This is a genomic window from Proteus vulgaris (genome assembly GCF_016239305.1).
In the GTDB taxonomy this organism is placed as follows: domain Bacteria; phylum Pseudomonadota; class Gammaproteobacteria; order Enterobacterales; family Enterobacteriaceae; genus Proteus; species Proteus vulgaris_C.
Window position 1 is genome coordinate 1 of the sequence record NZ_JAEHOQ010000015.1, and the last position, 19,030, is coordinate 19,030.

Here is a 19,030-nt window from a genome sequence, read left to right on the forward strand (position 1 = left end):
ATGTATAAAAGTAAAAAAGTAGATTTTTAAAAAGATGTACTTTTTATTTTAATTATTGATTTTATTTTTTCTTTAATTATCTACAAGTTAAGTGATTATTAAAAATAAAATTAATAGTGATAAAAAAGCCACTCAAAATGAATGGCTTTAGCTAAAACAAGGTTAATTAGTCACATTGTACTTTTATTGCTAAACCACCGCGTGATGTTTCGCGATATTTAGCATTCATGTCTTTACCCGTTTCATACATAGTTTCAATGACTTTATCGAGAGAAACTCGTGGCTCACTGGTACGACGAATGGCCATACGTGCCGCATTGACTGCTTTGACTGAAGCAATAGCATTACGCTCAATGCACGGGACTTGTACTTGTCCTGCAACAGGATCACACGTTAAGCCGAGGTTATGCTCCATACCGATTTCAGCCGCAATACAGACTTGCTCTGGGCTTCCACCTAATAATTCAGCAAGACCCGCAGCAGCCATTGAACAAGCTACGCCGACTTCACCTTGGCAACCTACTTCAGCACCTGAAATAGAGGCATTCATTTTATAAAGAATACCAATTGCACCAGATGCTAAGAAGTAACGTAAATAGGTTTCTGGTGTTACTGGTTCGATACAACGGTCGTAGTAAGCCAATACTGCTGGCACGATACCACATGCGCCGTTAGTTGGTGCTGTTACAACACGTCCACCAGCTGCATTTTCTTCATTTACGGCCAATGCAAACATGTTGATGAGATCAACGACTTTCATTGGATCGTTTGACAGGCTGTTGCTTGATGTTAATAAACGATTTAATGCGGCCGCACGGCGAGGTACACGTAATGGACCTGGCAATACACCTTCTGTATTTAAACCGTGTTCAATACATTCTTGCATTGTTTTATAAACATCAGCGAAATATGCATTGATTTCTGCTTGGGTGTGCAGATCTAGCTCATTTTTCATCATTAAGCTAGAAATGGATAAACCCGTTTCTTTGCAGTGTTTTAATAACTCTTCTGCACTAGCATAAGGGTATGAAACAGGTTTGCTATTAAGTGTTGATTTACCAAAATTTTCTTCATCAACGATAAAACCACCACCAATAGAGTAGTAAGTTTTTCTATATACTTCTTTGTCGCCAGCAAAGGCATGAATAGTCATACCATTTTCATGTAATGAGAGGTTGTCATTACTGAAATGCATACTTTCTGCTGGGAAATCAACAATTTTTAAGCCATTTGCTAATGATAGTTTGCCAGTTTCTTCAACGTTGCGAATAAAGCTGGGAATGCTGTCAATATCGACAGTAGCAGGTGCGTTACCTGCTAAGCCCATAATAATTGCAATATCAGTGTGGTGACCTTTGCCTGTTAAAGACAAGGAGCCGTAAACATCAACAGCTACACGAGTGACAGACGCAATCAATTCCTGGTTGACTAAATCATCGACAAATTCTTTACCCGCTTTCATTGGCCCTACGGTATGAGAGCTAGAGGGTCCGATGCCCACTTTAAACATGTCGAAAACGCTAATCACGTCAGACTCCTTAATAATAAGAGAGAGGGTTAAAAAGAATAAAATATAGTTATTTATAGTAAAGGGATCGTTTTTACGATTATATCGTCCCGTTAATGATGTAGTTTACAACATTTTTTTAAAATAGCTAAGTAGAGTTGTGAACGCGATGATAAAAAGCACAAGCTGAATAGAAAATAACGCCTTAAGTGATATGTAAAGCAAGTTTATGTAAAATAGCTGCCGTTAATCCCCAGACAAGATGTCCATTATAAGGGTAAAAGTAAATCCGATGATTTTCACCTGAACGGCGAAAATCGAGTGGTTGATAATGTTGGGCATTGAGCACATGACTTAATGGCATTTCAAAGATAGAAGCGACTTCAGTTGGGTTTTGGCGTAAAGATAAACCTGCGGGAATTACCCCCACAATAGGGGTAACCAAATACCCACTTGAACTTTGCAATGGCGGTAATTGCCCAATCACTGAAACGGCATTGGGTGGAATAGCGACTTCTTCGTGGGCTTCTCTTAGTGCGGTTTCAATAAGATTGTTATCTTCAGGATCACTTTTTCCACCAGGTAAAGCGACTTGACCCGCATGAGAGCGTAATGTTGATGCACGTTCTGTTAATAATATGGTTGGATTAGGCTTATTGATAATTGGCAGCAATACAGCTGCCGTTTTTTGGGCGTGAGGTAACTGATTTACCTTATCATCAGGTAATGTGAGTTGAAAACGATTGATAAAAGTATCAATGGGTGTCATCGACAGAAGACTCACTTAAAACAGTTAATATTTGCCCAAGTTTATCGAATGTTTCTTGGTACTCTTTTTCAGCAACACTATCAGCAACAATACCACCACCCGCCCAACAGTAAATCTTATTTTTTTCTGTCAACAAAGTACGGATGCTGATATTGGTATCCATTGTGCCACAAAAACTAATGTAGCCAATCGCACCACAATATCCATGACGGCGATGTGGCTCCAATTCTTCAATGATTTCCATTGCCCTGATCTTAGGTGCGCCAGTGATTGAACCGCCGGGAAACGCGGCTCTTAATAAATCGGTTGCTGTTAGATGTGAGGGAAGCCGTGCAGTAATAGTACTAACTAAATGGTGTACTGCTGGAAAACGTTCAACAACAAACAGTTCTGGCACTTTAACAGAACCTGTGACGGCAACTTTTCCAATATCATTACGCATAAGATCAACAATCATTAAATTCTCTGCGCGATCTTTACGTGAGCTTTGTAGTAGTAGTGCTTGTTTATCATCTTCTTCGGGGATTACTTTGCGAGGCAGTGTTCCTTTTATAGGGCGTGTTTCTATTTTATTATCAGCTAAATGAATAAAACGCTCAGGGGAAACACTTAACACAAAATTATTGGGCAAACACATAAAAGATGAAAAGGGGGCTTTATTGGCTTCATTCAAGGTTAAAAATGCATTCCATTCACTACCAATATAATTTGCGCTAAAACGTTGAGCTAAATTAACTTGATAGCAATCACCGGAAAGCAGGTATTGATGAATCTTAGCAATTTTTTCGTTGTATTCAGCGTTGTTAATGTTAGATTGCCAGTCAGTGGTTAAGGCAAATGGAGTATCAATCGATGTGGATGTTTGGTTTTCTAACCACTGTAATCGCTCATCAATATTGTCATAGCTAATTAAAGTGGCTTTTTTTAATTCATGATCAACAATTAATGCCCAATCATAAATTCCAATAGCCATATCTGCAAAATTGAGTTCATTTTTAGCATTTTCAGGTAATTTTTCAATACGACGACCTAAGTCATAACTCCAAATACCCAAAGCTCCACCTAAAAACGGCAATGAGTCATTGTATTCTGGATGAAAATTAAATTGTTCTAATTCTTGTTGGATAAGTGTGAAAGGATCTTTTTTAGAACGTCTGACCGTGCCATTTTTTTCTTTAATTGTTGTGGTTTGCTTGCGAGTTTCTAAAGTTACAAGAGGATCAGAGACAATAATATCAAAACGGTTATGAGGATGTTCGGCAAAGCCAGAATGAAGTAAACTAGACCAAGGCAATGAAGCGATGGGAGAGAATACCCGTAGTGCTAGATCTTGGGTATAAATGAGCTCACGTTGTTGTAATTGCATATCCATCTTATGACCATGTAAACAAAGTATGTTGTATCATTCGCACAATGAATTGTAATCAAAAAGATTATATTCATGTAAATACAAAATAGAAGTTGATAAAGATAAGAGTAACATTATGTTTCTAGGAATGCCTACATTAACACACGAAGAACAACAAAAAGCAGTAGAAAAAATTCAATCTCTTATGGCTGAGGGAATGAGTAGTGGGGAGGCTATTCAGTTGGTTGCTCAAGAATTAAGAGAAAAGCACACAACGCGTGAATCGGTTTCTATCATATTTGATGATGAAAATGAATAAAACATTTTTTTAACAAATGTCACAAATATGTTGTTAACCCTATGCTATGCTTAATGGAAATACATCCTGTTTTAAGGGATATTTTCGGGAGGTTATATGAAATTAAGCAAGTTAGTAGGTCAAACAGGGATACTTGGTGTAGCTCTTTTACTTACTGTTTCTTTTGGCGCATCTGCAGAAAATGTCGATAATGTTAATAAAGATGTTGTACGCTCTGCACCCTTTGCGAGTTGTGTTAATTTAGACAACAACCAACTTGTTACTAGAGTGAAGAATGATTATTTACAAAATCGTCTTCCTCGTTGGCAAGAAGATAAAAAGGCGCTGGGTCCGAAACCTGTAGCAAGTATTAATGCTAATGAAATTATCAAGATGGATAATAACTATCAGATGGTATTGAATGTTCGCGGAGCGAGAACAGACCTTCGTTACAACGTTCAAGTCAATTGTGATGAAAATACCATCACTTATGTTTCACCTAAATAATAGATAAGTGATAGTTTTCCGTCGTTAACAGGTTGAAAAAAAGAGATAAACTTAAGTTTATCTCTTTTTTGTCATTAAATATTATCGAGAAAGTACTATTATTTTTTCGCTTGAGGCTCATAAGGTAAACGAGAATAATGTTGGCTTCTTGCACGATAAAACATTAGCCTTTCTTGAAAAAAAGCATGAAGTTCTTGAGGCTGTTCTCGTAAAACCGCATCAGCAACAACAGGCATATTATATCGCTCTTTAAAGGCAACTCCTGAAGCTGCTAAGCTTACATTTATTTTGTCTTTTTCTTCTTGTGTTAATTCTGAAAGGTTATAACCCATCATTCTCCTCCCTATAACAATACGAATAAAGTAAAAGAGCATGCTTATTAATGCAAGTAAATAAAGATATTAGTCATTATATAATGATAAAAAATAGGCGCTTTATTTAGATGATTTTTTAATCAGTATCATTAAATATAACAATAAAATATAATTATTCACTAATTGTTATACTACTTTATAGGTAATTCAAATAATTAAAAAGATAAAAATTGCATTTATACACATAATTAAATCGATTTTAAAATAGACTAAAAAATAGTTTTCCTCTGCAAAGAGTAAATAAATCGAATGTTTAATTTGATTTAGATCAATGAAAAAAACAAAGAAATTTGCATCAAGAATAGATAAATATTGTTAATTTATTGAATGGGGGCTATCTATGTGTTTATTTTGTATTACTTGACAATGGGTTGCGATAAGATGCTGAAATATTGAGATAAAAAAATGCCCTGTTGGGGAAACAGGGCGAAAAATAATACAACACCAGGGAAAAACATAGTATAAATAAAATTAACTAAATGGTTAATAGGTAAACTTACGTGATTCTTCATTTTTTTATTAATATGAAATAAATATTTAATACCTTTTAATTAGTACTCAAAAAAAAGGAGCGCTATTAATGAATAGTAAGTGAATAAAAAAGAGAAAGGTTGCCAATCAATGATATTCGTAAAAATGAGAAATAAAAAGATATATTAAGATTTAAATATTTGAATAAGTTTATAAGAGAAATTATAAATTATACATTTTGTCTTACTGTAATATCTTATTAATATTAAAGTATTTTATTGATTGAGTAATACAAAATGTTTATTGTTAATTATTATAAAAAGCTTATTTCTTAAATGTTAATTATCATAATGATTAATCAATATTTCAAAATATTACTTTAACGAATCATTTTGATTTTTTATTTTGAAATTTATTTTAGATAATAAAGAAAGTTATTTGCTGATGCTTTTTTAAGCTGTATGTTTTTTTTCTAAAATGACTGATTAACTTAATTATTAAAGTATTAGTTTTTCTTTTATGAGTTAATTTAGTTAATAAACATTTATTTATCTTAATGATATATATGGTTTTTTTATTTTGTAATATTGTTTGTTTTAGTTAATAAGATAATTAAATTTAAATACTAACATGTAAAAAAATAAACAAAAAATATACATATCACACAATCTTGTGTTACATTTAATTCGCTTTTTACACAGCGATTTTTGATATTACATAAAGATATACTCGGATCATTAATTGATTCAATTACACGGTGTTTATTCGTTTTTATTTCAATAGCGATGTAAGGATAAGTTATATACGTTATTATACAGGGGGATTAATTTGACTGGGCTAATAAACTTTGCAAATAACATTTTATGGGGATATGTCCTTATCTACTTACTTCTAGGAGTTGGTATTTATTTTACTATTCGTACTGGGTTTATACAAATCCGACATTTTAGCCATATGTTCTCTATTTTAAAAAATAGCCATAAGTCAGATAAATCAGGGATCTCTTCCTTTCAGGCGTTATGCACAAGCTTAGCTGCGCGCGTGGGAACCGGAAATTTGACCGGTGTCGCCATTGCATTAACGGCAGGCGGGCCTGGTGCTATTTTTTGGATGTGGGTTGTTGCTCTAATCGGTATGGCAACATCTTTAATTGAAAGCACACTAGCACAACTTTATAAGACAAAAGACGATGAGGGTAATTATCGCGGGGGACCTGCTTATTATATGACGAAGGGATTGAAAATGCGCTGGATGGGCGTTCTCTTCGCTATTTTCCTAATCATTGCTTTTGGTTTGGTTTTTAATGCGGTTCAAGCCAATTCGATTGCGCAAGCAACAGCATCAGCTTTTGATTTTGATCCATTTTATGTCGGTATTTTTTTAGTGGTAACCAGTGGATTTATTATTTTTGGTGGTCTGCGTTGGGTTGCTCGTGTTGCAGAGTTAGTTGTCCCTATTATGGCAACTGCTTATTTATTATTAGCCTTCTGGGTTGTCGCTGATCATATTGAACGCTTGCCTGATGTTTTCCTGTTAATCTTTAAAAGTGCTTTTGGTTTACAAGAAGCTGCTGCTGGTGCGATAGGTTACGGCATTAGCCAAGCAATGACTCAAGGTATTCAACGAGGCTTATTTTCTAACGAGGCCGGAATGGGGTCGGCTCCTAATGCGGCTGCTTCTGCAACACCTTACCCACCTCATCCGGCATCTCAAGGTTATATTCAAATGCTTGGTGTATTTATGGATACGTTGGTTATCTGTAGTGCAACAGCAGTGATCATTTTGTCATCAGGTGTACTCGATAGTTATCCTGAGGGCATTAATGGCATTCAATTGACACAATTAGCGTTGTCATCGAGTGTTGGTGGTTGGGGAAGTACCTTTATTGCTATTGCTATTTTCTTCTTTGCTTTTACTTCGATTATTGCCAATTATGCTTATGCAGAAAGTAATATGATTTTCCTTGGGCGTAATCATACAACAGGGCTATTCCTTTTACGTTCAGCTGTATTAGCAATGGTGATGTTTGGTGCTTTAGCGGATATGCCTCTTGTTTGGAAAATGGCTGATCTCTCGATGGGGCTAATGGCAATGACAAATTTAATTGCCATCATATTACTTTCAGGTGTTGCATTAAAATTGGTCAAAGATTATAACCAGCAACGACAAGCAGGTTTATTGCCAACTTTTGATATACGCCAATATCCAGAGCTACAAGCTGATATTGAAGATGGTATATGGGAAAATAATATCATTCCTGATGAACCTTTAGTTCGATGTGAAAAAGTCAGCAATAACTGAAGAATATAAAAAAAGTGTCAAAATGGAAAACCCATATTCTTTAATATGGGTTTTTTTATTACAATTTAACTTTGGGAACATTAACTCAAGGATCAGAAATGAAGTCTAGTCGGTATTATATTGGATTACTTATTGCAGTAAGTCTCTTAAGTAGTTGCGTTCAACAACCAGAGTTTATTGATAGAGGCGATTATATTGCTAAAGTTATCCCTAATAAGCAGGATGCTAATGACTGTGTTAAATATCTAGTTATGCATTATACCGCGTTAGATGATGAGCGTTCATTGAAGGTTCTTACTGCTGGGCGAGTCAGTAGCCATTATCTTATTCCAACACACCCTCCAACTATTGATGGAAAACCTGTTGTTATTTCATTAGTAGATGAAAGACAAATTGCATGGCATGCAGGTGTTAGTCAATGGGGAGAGGCAACAAGCTTAAATCATTGTTCTATTGGGATTGAGATAGTTAATCTGGGTTACCGTGATAATGGAAAATTTAGATATTGGTATTCTTATACGGCAGATCAAATGACGACAATTTCCCTTGTCATGAAAGATATTATTGAACGCTATGATATTGAGCCCCAAAATGTACTAGGCCACAGTGATATTGCTCCTTTAAGAAAAGTCGATCCTGGTCCTTTATTTCCTTGGGAGAGGCTTGCGGATCAAGGAATAGGAGCTTGGCCTGATAAACAGTTAGTACAAGCATATTTAGCTGGTAGAGATCCTTCAGAGCCTGTCGATATTGCAAGTTTTCAAAAGTTATTACAGCAATATGGTTATCAAACACCAACAAATGGCGTGTTAGATGATAAAGCGCTTAAGGTTGTTAAAGCTTTTCAAATGCATTTTAGGTCAACAAGAGCGAATGGTATTCCTGATGCACAATCAGAAGCAATTTTAAGGGCTTTGATTGAGAAATATCGAACTTAAAATTTCCTGTGATGAATAGACAGTAAAAACGTGGATAATCAAAAAATAAAAAGCGTCTCCAATATAAAAATTGAAAGACGCTTTTTTGATAACTAACGATCAGCGTTACAAATTATGTGTTATATGCTGATTATTTCGCTGCATTTCCTACGGGAAGATTTTCTTCTTTAAGATTTAAGCTAACGAATAGTGAAATTACGAATGCAATTGCACCGGGTAATACCCAACCTAGGCCATAATCAGAAAGTGGAATATAGCTAAATACTTGTAATAATTCAGCATTTAACCATTTCAATTGTTTTAACGTATCGAAAAGGCTCATTAATACGATGACAGCAATAGTAAAACGATAGGTAAAGCGTGGTGATTTTAATTTGTTACGAATAAATTGCAGTAATACCAATGTGACTGATGTTGGATAAATCATCAATAACGCAGGAATGGTCACGCGTAATAAAGTATCAAGGCCAAACGTTGATACGATTGTGGTCATTAATGTAAAGACAACAACCCAGAAACGATAGCCTAAACGATGATGGAATGTTGCAAAATAGTCAGCAGCAGCACTTGTTACACCTACTAGCGTGGTCATACTTGCTAATAAAACAATCCCTCCCATCAGCCAAGTACCGACAGAGCCAAATAAGGCATCAACATAACGAGAGAATATTTGACCACCATTAGTGGCATTGAGTGCAGGATCTGCAAAAACAGAAACAGAATGGCTAGTGGCACCCAAATAGAAAAGACACAGATAAAGCGCAGCTAATAGTAAGACTGAAATAAGTCCTGCTTTTACGGTAATAAAACCAATTTGGCGTGGTTCAGTAATCCCTTTGGTATACAAAGCTCGTGCAACGATACCACCGAATGCCATAGCAGAAAGAACATCCATGGTTTGGTAACCGTCTATAAAACCAGAGAAGAAACCATTAACAGCATAAAGACCTGTTGGCTCACCAATGGGCGAAATAGGTTTAGCTACAACGGCAATGCCGACAACAACCAGCAAGACTAGCAGTGCTGGAGTCATAAATTTACCAATAGCGCTGATCATCGTACCTTGTTTTAGCATGAAAAACATACTTGTAATATTGAAAACAAGTGCGAAGGTTAGGTGTGTTGCGGTATTTTTCTCAATCAAGCCTAAAGGTAAGAAGCCCATTTCATAGGCGGTGTTAGTCACACGAGGCATCGCAAAAGTAGAGCCTACGATAAGGTATAGTGCAACCCAGAAAATGACAGCGACCCATGAAGGTAAATCAACAGAAAGACGTTCACCACGTCCTCGAATAGCGACAATAACTAAAGTAAGAAAAGGGAGTAAGACACCCGTAACAAGAAAACCTAAGGATGTACTAAACCAGAGGTTTCCTGATTGAAAACCCGCCATTGGGGGGAAAATAATATTACCAGCGCCGAGGAAGAGTGCAAAAACCATCATTCCAAGAACGAGCATGTCTTTTGTAGAAAGCATAACTAAAACTACCTGTCTGTGAAGAAAATATGTTAATGATTTATATTTGTTATTCTACTCTTAGCCTATTTAATAGCTGAATATGTTGTAAAAATGCAGTTTGAATAACGAAAAGTGAATTGATAGTAACAAATTCTGAAGGATATGTAAGAAGAAAGGCAGATTTAACGCTCATTTAACAGCAATTATAGAATAATAAAAGGCTATGTTTTTGGTCAAAAAGCAGTGTGATCCTCTGCTAAGGATCACAATTGCTATATAATTTTGTAGACATTCACGATAAAACACAAAAAAGATCGTGTTTAAATAAATTTATTGATAGCGACTGCAACACCGTGCTCTTCATTAGAAAGTGTGACGAATTTGGCGACTTTTTTCACTTCATCAGGAGCATTTCCCATTGCAACACCTAAAGCCGCATATTTCAGCATGGCTAAATCATTACCTTGATCACCGATACACATAATTTTTTCTGGAGTAATTTTTAAATGTTCAGCGACTTTTTGAACCGCACTTCCTTTATTGACATTGGTATTTAGTACTTCAATAAAATAAGGGGCACTGCGTAATATGCTGTATTGTTCGTAAATATTGGCAGGTAAATATTGGATGGCGTTATCTAAAACGGTAGGAGCATCAACAATCATAAATTTACTAAAATACATATCAGATTGCATTTCATTAAGTGGACGATAGTAAAGCGGTGTCCAAGATAAGAATGCTTCTTGGCAAGTAAAATGGCTAATATGGCGATTAGTGGTATAAATTTTATTATCACTAATAACGTGAAAATGAACGCCTATCTCACGAGCAAGATTCTCAAAATAGAGGTAGTCTTCAAAATTGAGTAAATCCTGAATAATGACTTCACCATTATCTGCTTGATGAATTTGGCTACCATTATTGCTAATACAGTAACAATCAGAAGTATCAAGACCGAGTATCTTTAAATAAGGGGATATGCCATTAAAAGAGCGCCCTGAAGCTAGCACAATCTTAACACCAGCTTCTTTTGCTCGTTGAACCGCTTTTTGTACTTCGGGCGTGATTTCGTGTTGTTTGTTGAGTAAGGTTCCATCTAAATCAATAGCGATAAGCTTAATACTCATTAGCATCCCCATATTAAATAAAAGCAATCATGATAATGGAAGGGCGAAGCGGTCTATCATCACATAGCTTGAGTATTATTTATGTGACATTAAAGGCTATCTGTATAATGTCACATAAATAGAAGGGTTAATCACAGCAAGGTGATTGTAAATGTAAGGGTTGTTTGGTTTCTAATACGATTTCTTGATTTTGCCGAAAGTCAAAAGGCGTAATGCCATATTCTTTACGGAACATGTAAGTAAAGTGAGACTGTGAACCAAAGCCAAAATCGAGAGCGATATCAAAGATAGAACGTTCACTTGTACGTAATAAATGGATAGCACCAGCCAATCTACGTTGGCGAATATACTTTCCTAAAGAGGTGCCTGTGACTTCTTTAAAGATTTTCTGCATGTGCCAAAGAGAATACCCAGAATAAGCCGCCAACTCTTCAAGATGGATAACACGGCCTAAATGCTCCTCAATCCATTTACTTAGCGCGCAAACTAATGCGAGATGATTATCTTGTGGCATTACAGTTCCATTCTATCAATGAAGTTAAGGTAAAAATCAAAATTAACTCCCTAATCTTATACAAAAAGTGGCAGACAGAGAAATCCATATTAATGGATAGTTATTTCTTATCGTTGGCAAAATGTGTAATTAAAATAAAAAGTGTTCATTTTACCGACAGTTTAGAGAAAAATAGTGCAAATTATCTCAAGTCTGTCGAGGAAGCGTTTACCTTTCATAATGAAAGTTATGCTAAATTCACGCATAGAGATAATTGATTGCGAATTTTATAACAACAACTCTCCGTGTTGTTATCGTATTTAAGCGAATGCTTATAATGTTATTAATCATACTAACAAAATGTATTTAAAGGATTTTAAATTGAACGCAAAGAAAATAATTATTAGTTTAATTATTGCATTAGCCATCAGCTTTGGTCTCTATCTTATGGCTTTAGATAACTTTTGCGATCGCGGAGAAGACTTTCAGCAAGGTCTTTGTCGGTTTACCACATTATTCCCCTCCAAACATAGCTAAAAAATCGCTTTTCTTATTATTTTTCGCCTAGCATAAAATGTATTTGTTATTCAAGTCAGATTAGTGTTTTAATGGGGGCTTGAAATAAACAAAATCGTAAATATTACTTTACACGTTAAGTTGATAAAATAATAAAAGAAGAGGATGTATGGCGAGAGAGTCGCAACAGACAGAACTTAAGCGCGGTCTGAAAAATCGACATATCCAGCTTATTGCGCTGGGTGGTGCTGTCGGCGCTGGTCTGTTTCTTGGTATAGCGCAAACTATTAATATGACGGGCCCATCAGTAATACTAGGATATGCTATTGGTGGTTTTATTGCGTTTATGATCATGCGCCAATTGGGCGAAATGGTTGCCGAAGAGCCAGTTGCGGGTTCGTTTAGTCACTTTGCTAATAAATATTGGAGCCCTTTTGCCGGCTTCTTATCTGGTTGGAATTACTGGGTGATGTTTATTCTTGTTGGTATGGCAGAATTAACGGCAGCAGGAAAATACATTAACTATTGGTTGCCTGATATCCCTGTTTGGGTTTCAGTAGCTATCTTCTTTGTCGCAATTAACTTAATTAACCTAATTAATGTCAAAATGTATGGTGAAACAGAATTCTGGTTTGCCATTATTAAAGTATTGGCGATTGTCGGTATGATTTTATTTGGTAGTTACTTGCTGGCAAGCGGTAATGGTGGGCCTCAAGCTTCTGTAAGTAATTTATGGGAGTTAGGTTTCTTCCCTCATGGCTTTACTGGTTTTATGTCAGCATTAGCGATTGTCATGTTCTCTTTTGGTGGACTTGAGCTGGTGGGGATCACGGCGGCTGAAGCTGAAAATCCAAAAGTCAGCATCCCGAAAGCGACTAACCAAGTTGTTTATCGTATTTTAATTTTCTATATCGGTTCATTGTTGGTGCTACTGTCGCTTTATCCTTGGACTCAAGTAGTGAAAGGTGAAAGTCCATTTGTACTGATTTTTCATAATTTAGACAATTTCTTAATTGCGAATATTTTAAATGCTGTGGTATTAACAGCCGCATTATCTGTTTATAACAGTGGCGTTTATTCTAATAGCCGTATGCTTTATGGTTTGGCAAAACAAGGTAATGCGCCACATGCACTTTCTCGTATTAATAAACGCGGTGTGCCGGTAGTGTCATTACTCTTGTCTGCAATTGCGACTTCATTAGGTATTTTAGTTAATTACTTATTACCGGATCAGGCGTTAGAGCTATTAATGGCGTTGGTTGTCACCACGTTAGTGCTTAACTGGATTATGATTTGTTTGGCGAATTTAAAATTTAGAGCTGCAAAAGTAAAAGAGGGGGTAGAGCCTTTCTTTAAAGCACTTTGGTATCCATATGGTAACTATATCTGCCTCGCTTTCTTATGCATGATTTTAGTGATTATTTTATTTATGCCACAAGTGAATATCTCAGTCATTTTAATGCCATTCTGGATTGCATTCTTATGGGTTGGATTTAAGATTTCCCGTATGAAGAAAACACCCAATAATGCTCAAGCAAGTCAAGATATTTAAGTGGCTACAGATTGATTGAGCTACTTTATTAAACGAAAAAACGCATCAAAAGATGCGTTTTTTTATGTTCTATTTTGTTCTATTTTATTGTTTACACTTATTCTGGTAGGCAAAAATAAGAAATTACTGCCAACGTAACCAAGCAAATAACACGTTACCATTGTTATAAGTACCAGGCACATAAGTTGCTTGTAGTGAAAGGTGCCCATAACCGACAGAAACTAACGGCAAAGGAAGTGGCATCGGAATATAGTTATATTCATGGCGTGCTGTAATACTTAGTGTAAATCCTGCTCCCATACGAAAACCGTCTTTATCTCCGGGATACCACATTTTCTCAAAACCATAGCCCATAATAGGTTGTACACGGTTATTTGAGTCCATAAATGCCATCGCATAAAGAGAGTGCCAATCACCGTCATTGTCATAACGATATTTACCCATACCAAAACCCCAAGGTGTTTCGTTATAGCGATTAGTTTTTTCTCTATCGTAAGTAAAACGGTTATGCCAAGTCCATACCGGTAGATAGTAATTATATTGGTCGTTATTCCAAGTTTGATTGATATTACGTTTGAATTTCCCCCAATAGCTCTCTTCGCTATTAGATTGAGATACATTATTGGTTGTTTGGTGGTTTTCTGTCGTAATAATCTGATGTGGGGGTGAATTATTTTCAGAAGCGAAAGCAGTTGTTGTTAACGCAAGCGAAAACAACGTGGTTGCTAATACGCTAGGGTGAAAATAGGTTGAAAACATAATATAACTCCGAGTACGGCATTGCTATGATTCTGGTGATGACAAATAAACGTTACTAATAGTGTTATTTAATCGACAAGTATTTAAGATAAGAGGTATCTGAAACTTTACTTCTTAGCTAAAATCTTAAGGGAAAAGAATCGGTTATAAAGAGAGTAAACAAGTTTGTTGTATTTGTTTGAGACATTCAATATTGTTATCTTGTAATGGTAACGTATTGTTTTTAATTTAAAATTAAGTTTTTATTAGATTGAAAATAAATAATTGATAAATAAGGATAAAGAGATCTTATTTAAGATGAGTTATTTTCGATATAAAAAATTGACTAAATATCTATTTTTATGACTTAATTGAAATATTAGTAAAAATTTAATATTAATAACATTGACTTATAAAAAGGTATTTATTTTTGACGGATAATAAAGTAACGAATAAAAAGAGTTAAATAAAAAAAAGAAAAATTCCGCGTTGGTTTATAAATCGTTTAAGTTGCGTGGGTTTTATTCAGTGAGGTGTCGGTTTTTTGTGCAGATTATCCTAAAGCAAAACATGCGAATAATGCTTATTCATATGTTTTCAAAAAATAGATTACTTATTATTGAAATAATTTTTCTTGGCTAATGATAAGTAGCCGATGGGTATGCGTATCGCGATCTTTGCCCCAGCAGAAAGCATCCCAGTTTTCGTAAAGATCATCAGTATCTTTCACCTTTGTTAGAGGGCGATTTTTTTCTGTTCCATCTGAAATGTAAACATTAAAGTGAGTTGTAAAAGCCCAATCGATCATTGTTTCCTGAAAACGCTTACCTCCACCTGTCTTTCTTCTTATTTGAGAATTCCTAAAATATATTTTTTAAATTTATGTTTTCCACAATACAAGTCATCAGCTTAGTATTTATTATATACAACCTGAGCTGATTTATCTTACTGAATAACAAGCCTCAAAAGTAGAGTATTAGTAAATCGAGATTCGCTATCAAACTAGCATCTTTATCTTGGGCATGCGATACTCCTTATCGCCTGAATTTACAGGCTTTGGCTCGGGGCGCCTTATGGCTGAGATGAACCCGTATAACCTGATCTGGATAATGCCAGCGTAGGGAAGTCAAGGTAACTCTGCTGATTAACAGAGCCCGACTTTTCTGTAGCTGGTGAAAAGAGGAGTTAATCAGTGAGATCCAATGCATTGTCTATCGCAGGCACCGATCCTAGTGGTGGTGCAGGTATTCAGGCCGATCTGAAAACATTTTCCGCACTGGGTGTATATGGCACGACAGTAATAACAGCACTTGTTGCTCAAAATACCTGTGGTGTCCGTAGTGTCTATGACTTATCTCCTGATTTTGTTGCTGCTCAATTAGATGCTGTTTTATCTGATGTTCGAATTGATAGCGCCAAAATAGGTATGCTCTCTAATGCCTCAATTATTGATGTGGTTTGCGACAAACTTCAGCAATATGCCATTCCTTTTGTTGTGCTGGATACGGTTATGATTGCAAAAAGTGGTGATCCTCTATTACGGCCTGATGCAGTTAATAAAATGGTCAATCAGCTTTTACCGTTGGTTGATTTGATCACACCTAATTTACCGGAAGCTGCTGCACTGCTAGGTTGTGAAATAGCTCATGATGAGATGGCGATGAAGCAACAAGGTTATGCATTGCTAAAGCAAGGATGCAAAGCTGTGTTAATGAAAGGTGGGCATTTAACTGAAGATGAAAGCCCTGATTGGTTATTTACTCAAGATGGCGAGTGGCGATTTACCTCAAAACGCGTTAATACAAAAAATACCCACGGTACAGGATGCACGCTTTCTGCTGCCTTAGCTGCCATCCGCCCTCAAGTCGCTAATTGGCAAACTTGCGTTGAACAAGCAAAAGCCTATTTACAACAAGCGCTAGAGCATGCTGATAGTTTAGAGGTTGGACAAGGCTTTGGCCCTGTACACCATTTTCATCGCTGGTGGTAATTTTACTTGCACTAACACTCATCTTAAATAGAGCCTTTATGGCTCTATTTTCACTTTGATGATCATACTCTTCAGATAATTAACACTATCCTCAATATAAACAGCCTGTATATTGAGGAACTAAGGTAAAATATATTTTATTTCAATAAGGGATGATATGAATACAGCCTTTCAAAAACCACGCTGGTTATGTGATTTACTTCGCTTTATTCCATTGAAAAGTCAATTTGTGTTATTTGGTAATGTGCGCGACTTACAAGCTAGTGAAATTGCGCCCAATATAATAACACCACTGCCTTTTAACCAGTCACTTTATAACAGTTTGTATGAAGTCGGTTACGTTCATATCATCACTTACACGCCTTTAACGGGTTTTCAATGGATCACTAATCCTACGCAATCTTTGCAAGATGGCGCTATGTTAATGCAACAACTTGGATTAATCGTTACGGGCGATCGCGCATCTGGCAATATTGATAGCTTAAATAGCGTATTAGAAAAATGGCAAACAATAACCGGCCAGCCGATTGCGCTATGTATCGATTTCGCCTCTTGCTTACTTTCTCATCGTGATAATCTGATGCCTGCCGAACATAGCTTATTTACACGAGCATTAGTGACTTCTCATCAAGCTAAAGTAAGACCTGCTGGTGAACATAATCAACCTTTTTTTAATAGCGTTTTTTGGATCGTGGAAAAAGAGACTGATTTACCAGACTGGTTTACTGTTAATAATCCTCGAATTCGAGCCATTCCTGTTGCAAAACCCGATAGTCAGATCCGCAGAGCGTTGGCGCCTAATTTATTAGTGTCATTAGCAGGTTTTTCATCGCTTATAGAGAGTGAAAAAGAGTCACTTCTTAATGATTTTATCGATGAAACAGAAGGGCTATTACTGCTGGATTTAGTGGCGATAGTACAGTTAGCGCGTATCGAAGAAGTGGAAATAACGCGAATTAGTGATGCGGTAAGACGTTATAAAGTCGGTATTACGGAAGATCCTTGGCAAAAAATTAATAAACAAAAAATTCGCAATGCACCACAAATCATACAACGCCGTGTTAAAGGACAACAACATGCGGTCACGCATTTATTAGATATTATTAAGCGTGCAATGACGGGCGTAGGCAGCAATAAAGGCGGAAGACCCCGGGGCGTGTTGTTTTTAGCCGGGCCAACGGGGGTAGGTAAAACTGAGTTAGCGAAGACGGTGACACAACTGCTGTTTGGTGATGAAAGTGCTTATATTCGCTTTGATATGTCTGAATTTAGTGCCGAACATGCAGATCAACGTTTAATTGGTGCGCCTCCGGGTTATGTAGGTTATGACTCTGGTGGTGAATTGACCAATGCTATTCGTGAAAAGCCTTTTAGTGTTGTGTTATTTGATGAAATAGAAAAAGCACATCCTCATTTAATGGATAAATTCCTACAAATTATTGATGATGGGGTATTAACCTCTGGGCGTGGTGATCGCGTCTATTTTTCTGAGGCTCTAATTATATTTACCTCAAACCTTGGAATTTATCGCGTTGATAATAATGGCGAAAGAGTGGCAAATGTTCTGCCTCATGAACCTTTTGAAAATGTCAGCCGTAAAGTAAAAAGTGAAATAGAGCGTCATTTTAAATTGGTTTTAAATCGACCTGAATTATTAAATCGTATTGGCGAAAATATTATTGTCTTTGATTTTATTCGAGAAAATGTTGCAGAGCAGATATTTGAACAAATGGTCGCAAATATCTTATCTAGCCTTGATAAACAATCTCTCACATTGTCGATATCAGAAACGGCTAAATCGACGTTAAAATCCTACTGTTTATCTGATTTGTCAAATGGTGGTCGTGGTATTCGCAACCAATTAGAGATTTATTTAATTAACCCGCTCTCAAGAGCTATTTTTGACAGTGATTTATCAGTTGGAAAAGCCTATCAAATTGCTGATATTCAAATAGGTGAAATGACCAATATTATTTTAGTGCCACAGGTAAATTAATGCAGATCAGCTTATCTCGAATTCACTTTCCAGTGACAACATTGGGGCCAGGAAAACGAATTGGTATCTGGTTTCAAGGATGCTCTTTACGTTGTAAAGGCTGTTTATCGCCAGATACATGGGAAAGCAAAGCCGAAAGCACTTCAGTTGACGCGCTTATGCAGCAAATTCAACCTTGGTTTGCATTTGCGGATGGTATTACGATTTCTGGTGGTGAACCGTTTGAACAACCTGAGGCGCTTTATGCGTTATTATTTGCATTACGTCAGCAATTTGCTGGAGATATTTTTATTTACACTGGTTATCACTGGGATGAGATAGAACCTAAAGTGACTAAAATGTCAGGCTTAATTGATGCGTTAATGAGCGGCCGATATCAACTGGAAAACACGCAAAGTTTGATGTTACGAGGCAGTGACAATCAGCAACTTCATTGTTTAACAGCAATGGGGAGTGCGCGTTTCAGTATTTTTGATAGAAGTGTGACTGAAGAAGATAAAGTGCTTGATCTTTCAATAGATAACCAAGGACGTGTTTACCTTACAGGTATTCCTCAAAAGGGCGATATGGCTCGTTTACGTGAAGTATTAGCGCAACAAGATATTCAATTAAAACAGATAAAAAGATAAGAGAGATGGAATAAAGG

18 protein-coding genes and 1 riboswitch are annotated in these 19,030 nt (G+C 36.3%); of the genes, 9 read left to right on the forward strand and 9 right to left on the reverse strand.

The annotated features are described in order from the left end of the window. Positions 1 to 166 precede the first annotated feature (166 nt). The 3 genes from JEP40_RS11815 to pabB form a co-directional block, all read right to left on the reverse strand. On the reverse strand, positions 167 to 1,528 hold the full coding sequence (locus JEP40_RS11815; protein WP_198623706.1) for an L-serine ammonia-lyase: 1,362 nt from the start codon (positions 1,526 to 1,528) through the stop codon (positions 167 to 169). A gap of 184 nt (positions 1,529 to 1,712) precedes the next feature. After that, positions 1,713 to 2,276 carry a CoA pyrophosphatase gene (locus tag JEP40_RS11820; protein ID WP_198623707.1) on the reverse strand — a complete coding sequence of 188 codons (564 nt, stop codon included), beginning with the start codon at positions 2,274 to 2,276 and terminating at the stop codon, positions 1,713 to 1,715. Continuing rightward, the gene (gene pabB, locus JEP40_RS11825; protein ID WP_198623708.1) at positions 2,263 to 3,648 is read right to left on the reverse strand and encodes an aminodeoxychorismate synthase component 1; all 1,386 of its coding nucleotides are present in this window, start codon (positions 3,646 to 3,648) and stop codon (positions 2,263 to 2,265) included. The genes JEP40_RS11820 and pabB overlap by 14 nt, the downstream gene beginning before the upstream one ends. A gap of 112 nt (positions 3,649 to 3,760) precedes the next feature. Between pabB and JEP40_RS11830 the strand changes: the two genes are divergently transcribed. Next, positions 3,761 to 3,943 (forward strand): YoaH family protein, encoded by a 183-nt coding sequence (locus tag JEP40_RS11830; RefSeq protein ID WP_072068479.1) that lies wholly within the window; start codon positions 3,761 to 3,763, stop codon positions 3,941 to 3,943. A gap of 96 nt (positions 3,944 to 4,039) precedes the next feature. Further along, a complete protein-coding gene (yebF, locus tag JEP40_RS11835) occupies positions 4,040 to 4,429 on the forward strand; it encodes a protein YebF (RefSeq protein ID WP_198623709.1) in 390 nt (129 codons plus the stop codon). Positions 4,430 to 4,527: 98 nt separating this feature from the next. Here yebF and JEP40_RS11840 read toward each other — a convergent pair whose 3' ends face one another. After that, the gene (locus tag JEP40_RS11840; RefSeq protein WP_198623780.1) at positions 4,528 to 4,761 is read right to left on the reverse strand and encodes a DNA polymerase III subunit theta; all 234 of its coding nucleotides are present in this window, start codon (positions 4,759 to 4,761) and stop codon (positions 4,528 to 4,530) included. 1,341 nt (positions 4,762 to 6,102) lie between these two features. Here JEP40_RS11840 and JEP40_RS11845 point away from each other — a divergent pair. After that, a complete protein-coding gene (locus tag JEP40_RS11845; RefSeq protein ID WP_198623710.1) occupies positions 6,103 to 7,575 on the forward strand; it encodes an alanine/glycine:cation symporter family protein in 1,473 nt (490 codons plus the stop codon). Positions 7,576 to 7,673: 98 nt separating this feature from the next. Further along, entirely contained in the window at positions 7,674 to 8,513 is an 840-nt protein-coding gene (locus tag JEP40_RS11850; RefSeq protein ID WP_198623711.1) for an N-acetylmuramoyl-L-alanine amidase, read from the forward strand. A gap of 130 nt (positions 8,514 to 8,643) precedes the next feature. On the opposite strand, the gene brnQ is transcribed toward JEP40_RS11850, so the two are convergent. The 3 genes from brnQ to JEP40_RS11865 form a co-directional block, all read right to left on the reverse strand. After that, entirely contained in the window at positions 8,644 to 9,990 is a 1,347-nt protein-coding gene (brnQ, locus tag JEP40_RS11855; RefSeq protein WP_198623712.1) for a branched-chain amino acid transport system II carrier protein, read from the reverse strand. A 302-nt stretch (positions 9,991 to 10,292) separates the two neighbouring features. Further along, positions 10,293 to 11,099 (reverse strand): sugar-phosphatase, encoded by an 807-nt coding sequence (gene yidA, locus JEP40_RS11860; protein WP_198623713.1) that lies wholly within the window; start codon positions 11,097 to 11,099, stop codon positions 10,293 to 10,295. A 127-nt stretch (positions 11,100 to 11,226) separates the two neighbouring features. Next, on the reverse strand, positions 11,227 to 11,613 hold the full coding sequence (locus JEP40_RS11865) for a helix-turn-helix domain-containing protein (RefSeq protein ID WP_006533085.1): 387 nt from the start codon (positions 11,611 to 11,613) through the stop codon (positions 11,227 to 11,229). Positions 11,614 to 12,039: 426 nt separating this feature from the next. Here JEP40_RS11865 and mgrB point away from each other — a divergent pair, with 426 nt between their 5' ends. Beyond that, positions 12,040 to 12,129, forward strand: coding sequence for a PhoP/PhoQ regulator MgrB (gene mgrB, locus JEP40_RS19110; protein ID WP_231135540.1), 90 nt, complete (start codon positions 12,040 to 12,042; stop codon positions 12,127 to 12,129). A 148-nt stretch (positions 12,130 to 12,277) separates the two neighbouring features. Next, positions 12,278 to 13,660: an amino acid permease gene (locus JEP40_RS11875; RefSeq protein WP_198623714.1), complete on the forward strand. Its 1,383-nt coding sequence runs from the start codon at positions 12,278 to 12,280 to the stop codon at positions 13,658 to 13,660. A gap of 123 nt (positions 13,661 to 13,783) precedes the next feature. Here the strand turns inward: JEP40_RS11875 and pagP are convergent, their stop codons facing one another. Continuing rightward, on the reverse strand, positions 13,784 to 14,419 hold the full coding sequence (gene pagP / locus JEP40_RS11880) for a lipid IV(A) palmitoyltransferase PagP (RefSeq protein WP_198623715.1): 636 nt from the start codon (positions 14,417 to 14,419) through the stop codon (positions 13,784 to 13,786). 595 nt (positions 14,420 to 15,014) lie between these two features. Beyond that, entirely contained in the window at positions 15,015 to 15,206 is a 192-nt protein-coding gene (locus JEP40_RS11885) for a hypothetical protein (protein ID WP_198623716.1), read from the reverse strand. 244 nt (positions 15,207 to 15,450) lie between these two features. Beyond that, a riboswitch (TPP riboswitch) is annotated at positions 15,451 to 15,539 on the forward strand. 51 nt (positions 15,540 to 15,590) lie between these two features. On the opposite strand from JEP40_RS11885, the gene thiD reads away from it, so the two are divergent. From thiD to JEP40_RS11900, 3 genes are all read left to right on the forward strand, one after another. Next, on the forward strand, positions 15,591 to 16,388 hold the full coding sequence (gene thiD / locus JEP40_RS11890; RefSeq protein ID WP_198623717.1) for a bifunctional hydroxymethylpyrimidine kinase/phosphomethylpyrimidine kinase: 798 nt from the start codon (positions 15,591 to 15,593) through the stop codon (positions 16,386 to 16,388). 157 nt (positions 16,389 to 16,545) lie between these two features. After that, on the forward strand, positions 16,546 to 18,384 hold the full coding sequence (locus JEP40_RS11895; RefSeq protein WP_198623718.1) for an AAA family ATPase: 1,839 nt from the start codon (positions 16,546 to 16,548) through the stop codon (positions 18,382 to 18,384). Then, entirely contained in the window at positions 18,384 to 19,013 is a 630-nt protein-coding gene (locus JEP40_RS11900) for a 4Fe-4S single cluster domain-containing protein (RefSeq protein ID WP_198623719.1), read from the forward strand. The genes JEP40_RS11895 and JEP40_RS11900 overlap by 1 nt, the downstream gene beginning before the upstream one ends. The last annotated feature ends 17 nt before the right edge of the window (positions 19,014 to 19,030 follow it).

What these genes read in the sequence shown, in the direction of transcription:
- JEP40_RS11820 (WP_198623707.1), bottom strand. Translation starts at nt 2,276, where the DNA reads ATGACACCCATTGATACTTTTATCAATCGTTTTCAACTCACATTACCT.
- pabB (WP_198623708.1), bottom strand. Translation starts at nt 3,648, where the DNA reads ATGGATATGCAATTACAACAACGTGAGCTCATTTATACCCAAGATCTA.
- JEP40_RS11830 (WP_072068479.1), top strand. Translation starts at nt 3,761, where the DNA reads ATGTTTCTAGGAATGCCTACATTAACACACGAAGAACAACAAAAAGCA.
- yebF (WP_198623709.1), top strand. Translation starts at nt 4,040, where the DNA reads ATGAAATTAAGCAAGTTAGTAGGTCAAACAGGGATACTTGGTGTAGCT.
- JEP40_RS11840 (WP_198623780.1), bottom strand. Translation starts at nt 4,761, where the DNA reads ATGGGTTATAACCTTTCAGAATTAACACAAGAAGAAAAAGACAAAATA.
- JEP40_RS11850 (WP_198623711.1), top strand. Translation starts at nt 7,674, where the DNA reads ATGAAGTCTAGTCGGTATTATATTGGATTACTTATTGCAGTAAGTCTC.
- brnQ (WP_198623712.1), bottom strand. Translation starts at nt 9,990, where the DNA reads ATGCTTTCTACAAAAGACATGCTCGTTCTTGGAATGATGGTTTTTGCA.
- yidA (WP_198623713.1), bottom strand. Translation starts at nt 11,099, where the DNA reads ATGAGTATTAAGCTTATCGCTATTGATTTAGATGGAACCTTACTCAAC.
- JEP40_RS11865 (WP_006533085.1), bottom strand. Translation starts at nt 11,613, where the DNA reads ATGCCACAAGATAATCATCTCGCATTAGTTTGCGCGCTAAGTAAATGG.
- mgrB (WP_231135540.1), top strand. Translation starts at nt 12,040, where the DNA reads ATGGCTTTAGATAACTTTTGCGATCGCGGAGAAGACTTTCAGCAAGGT.
- JEP40_RS11875 (WP_198623714.1), top strand. Translation starts at nt 12,278, where the DNA reads ATGGCGAGAGAGTCGCAACAGACAGAACTTAAGCGCGGTCTGAAAAAT.
- pagP (WP_198623715.1), bottom strand. Translation starts at nt 14,419, where the DNA reads ATGTTTTCAACCTATTTTCACCCTAGCGTATTAGCAACCACGTTGTTT.
- JEP40_RS11885 (WP_198623716.1), bottom strand. Translation starts at nt 15,206, where the DNA reads ATGATCGATTGGGCTTTTACAACTCACTTTAATGTTTACATTTCAGAT.
- JEP40_RS11895 (WP_198623718.1), top strand. Translation starts at nt 16,546, where the DNA reads ATGAATACAGCCTTTCAAAAACCACGCTGGTTATGTGATTTACTTCGC.
- JEP40_RS11900 (WP_198623719.1), top strand. Translation starts at nt 18,384, where the DNA reads ATGCAGATCAGCTTATCTCGAATTCACTTTCCAGTGACAACATTGGGG.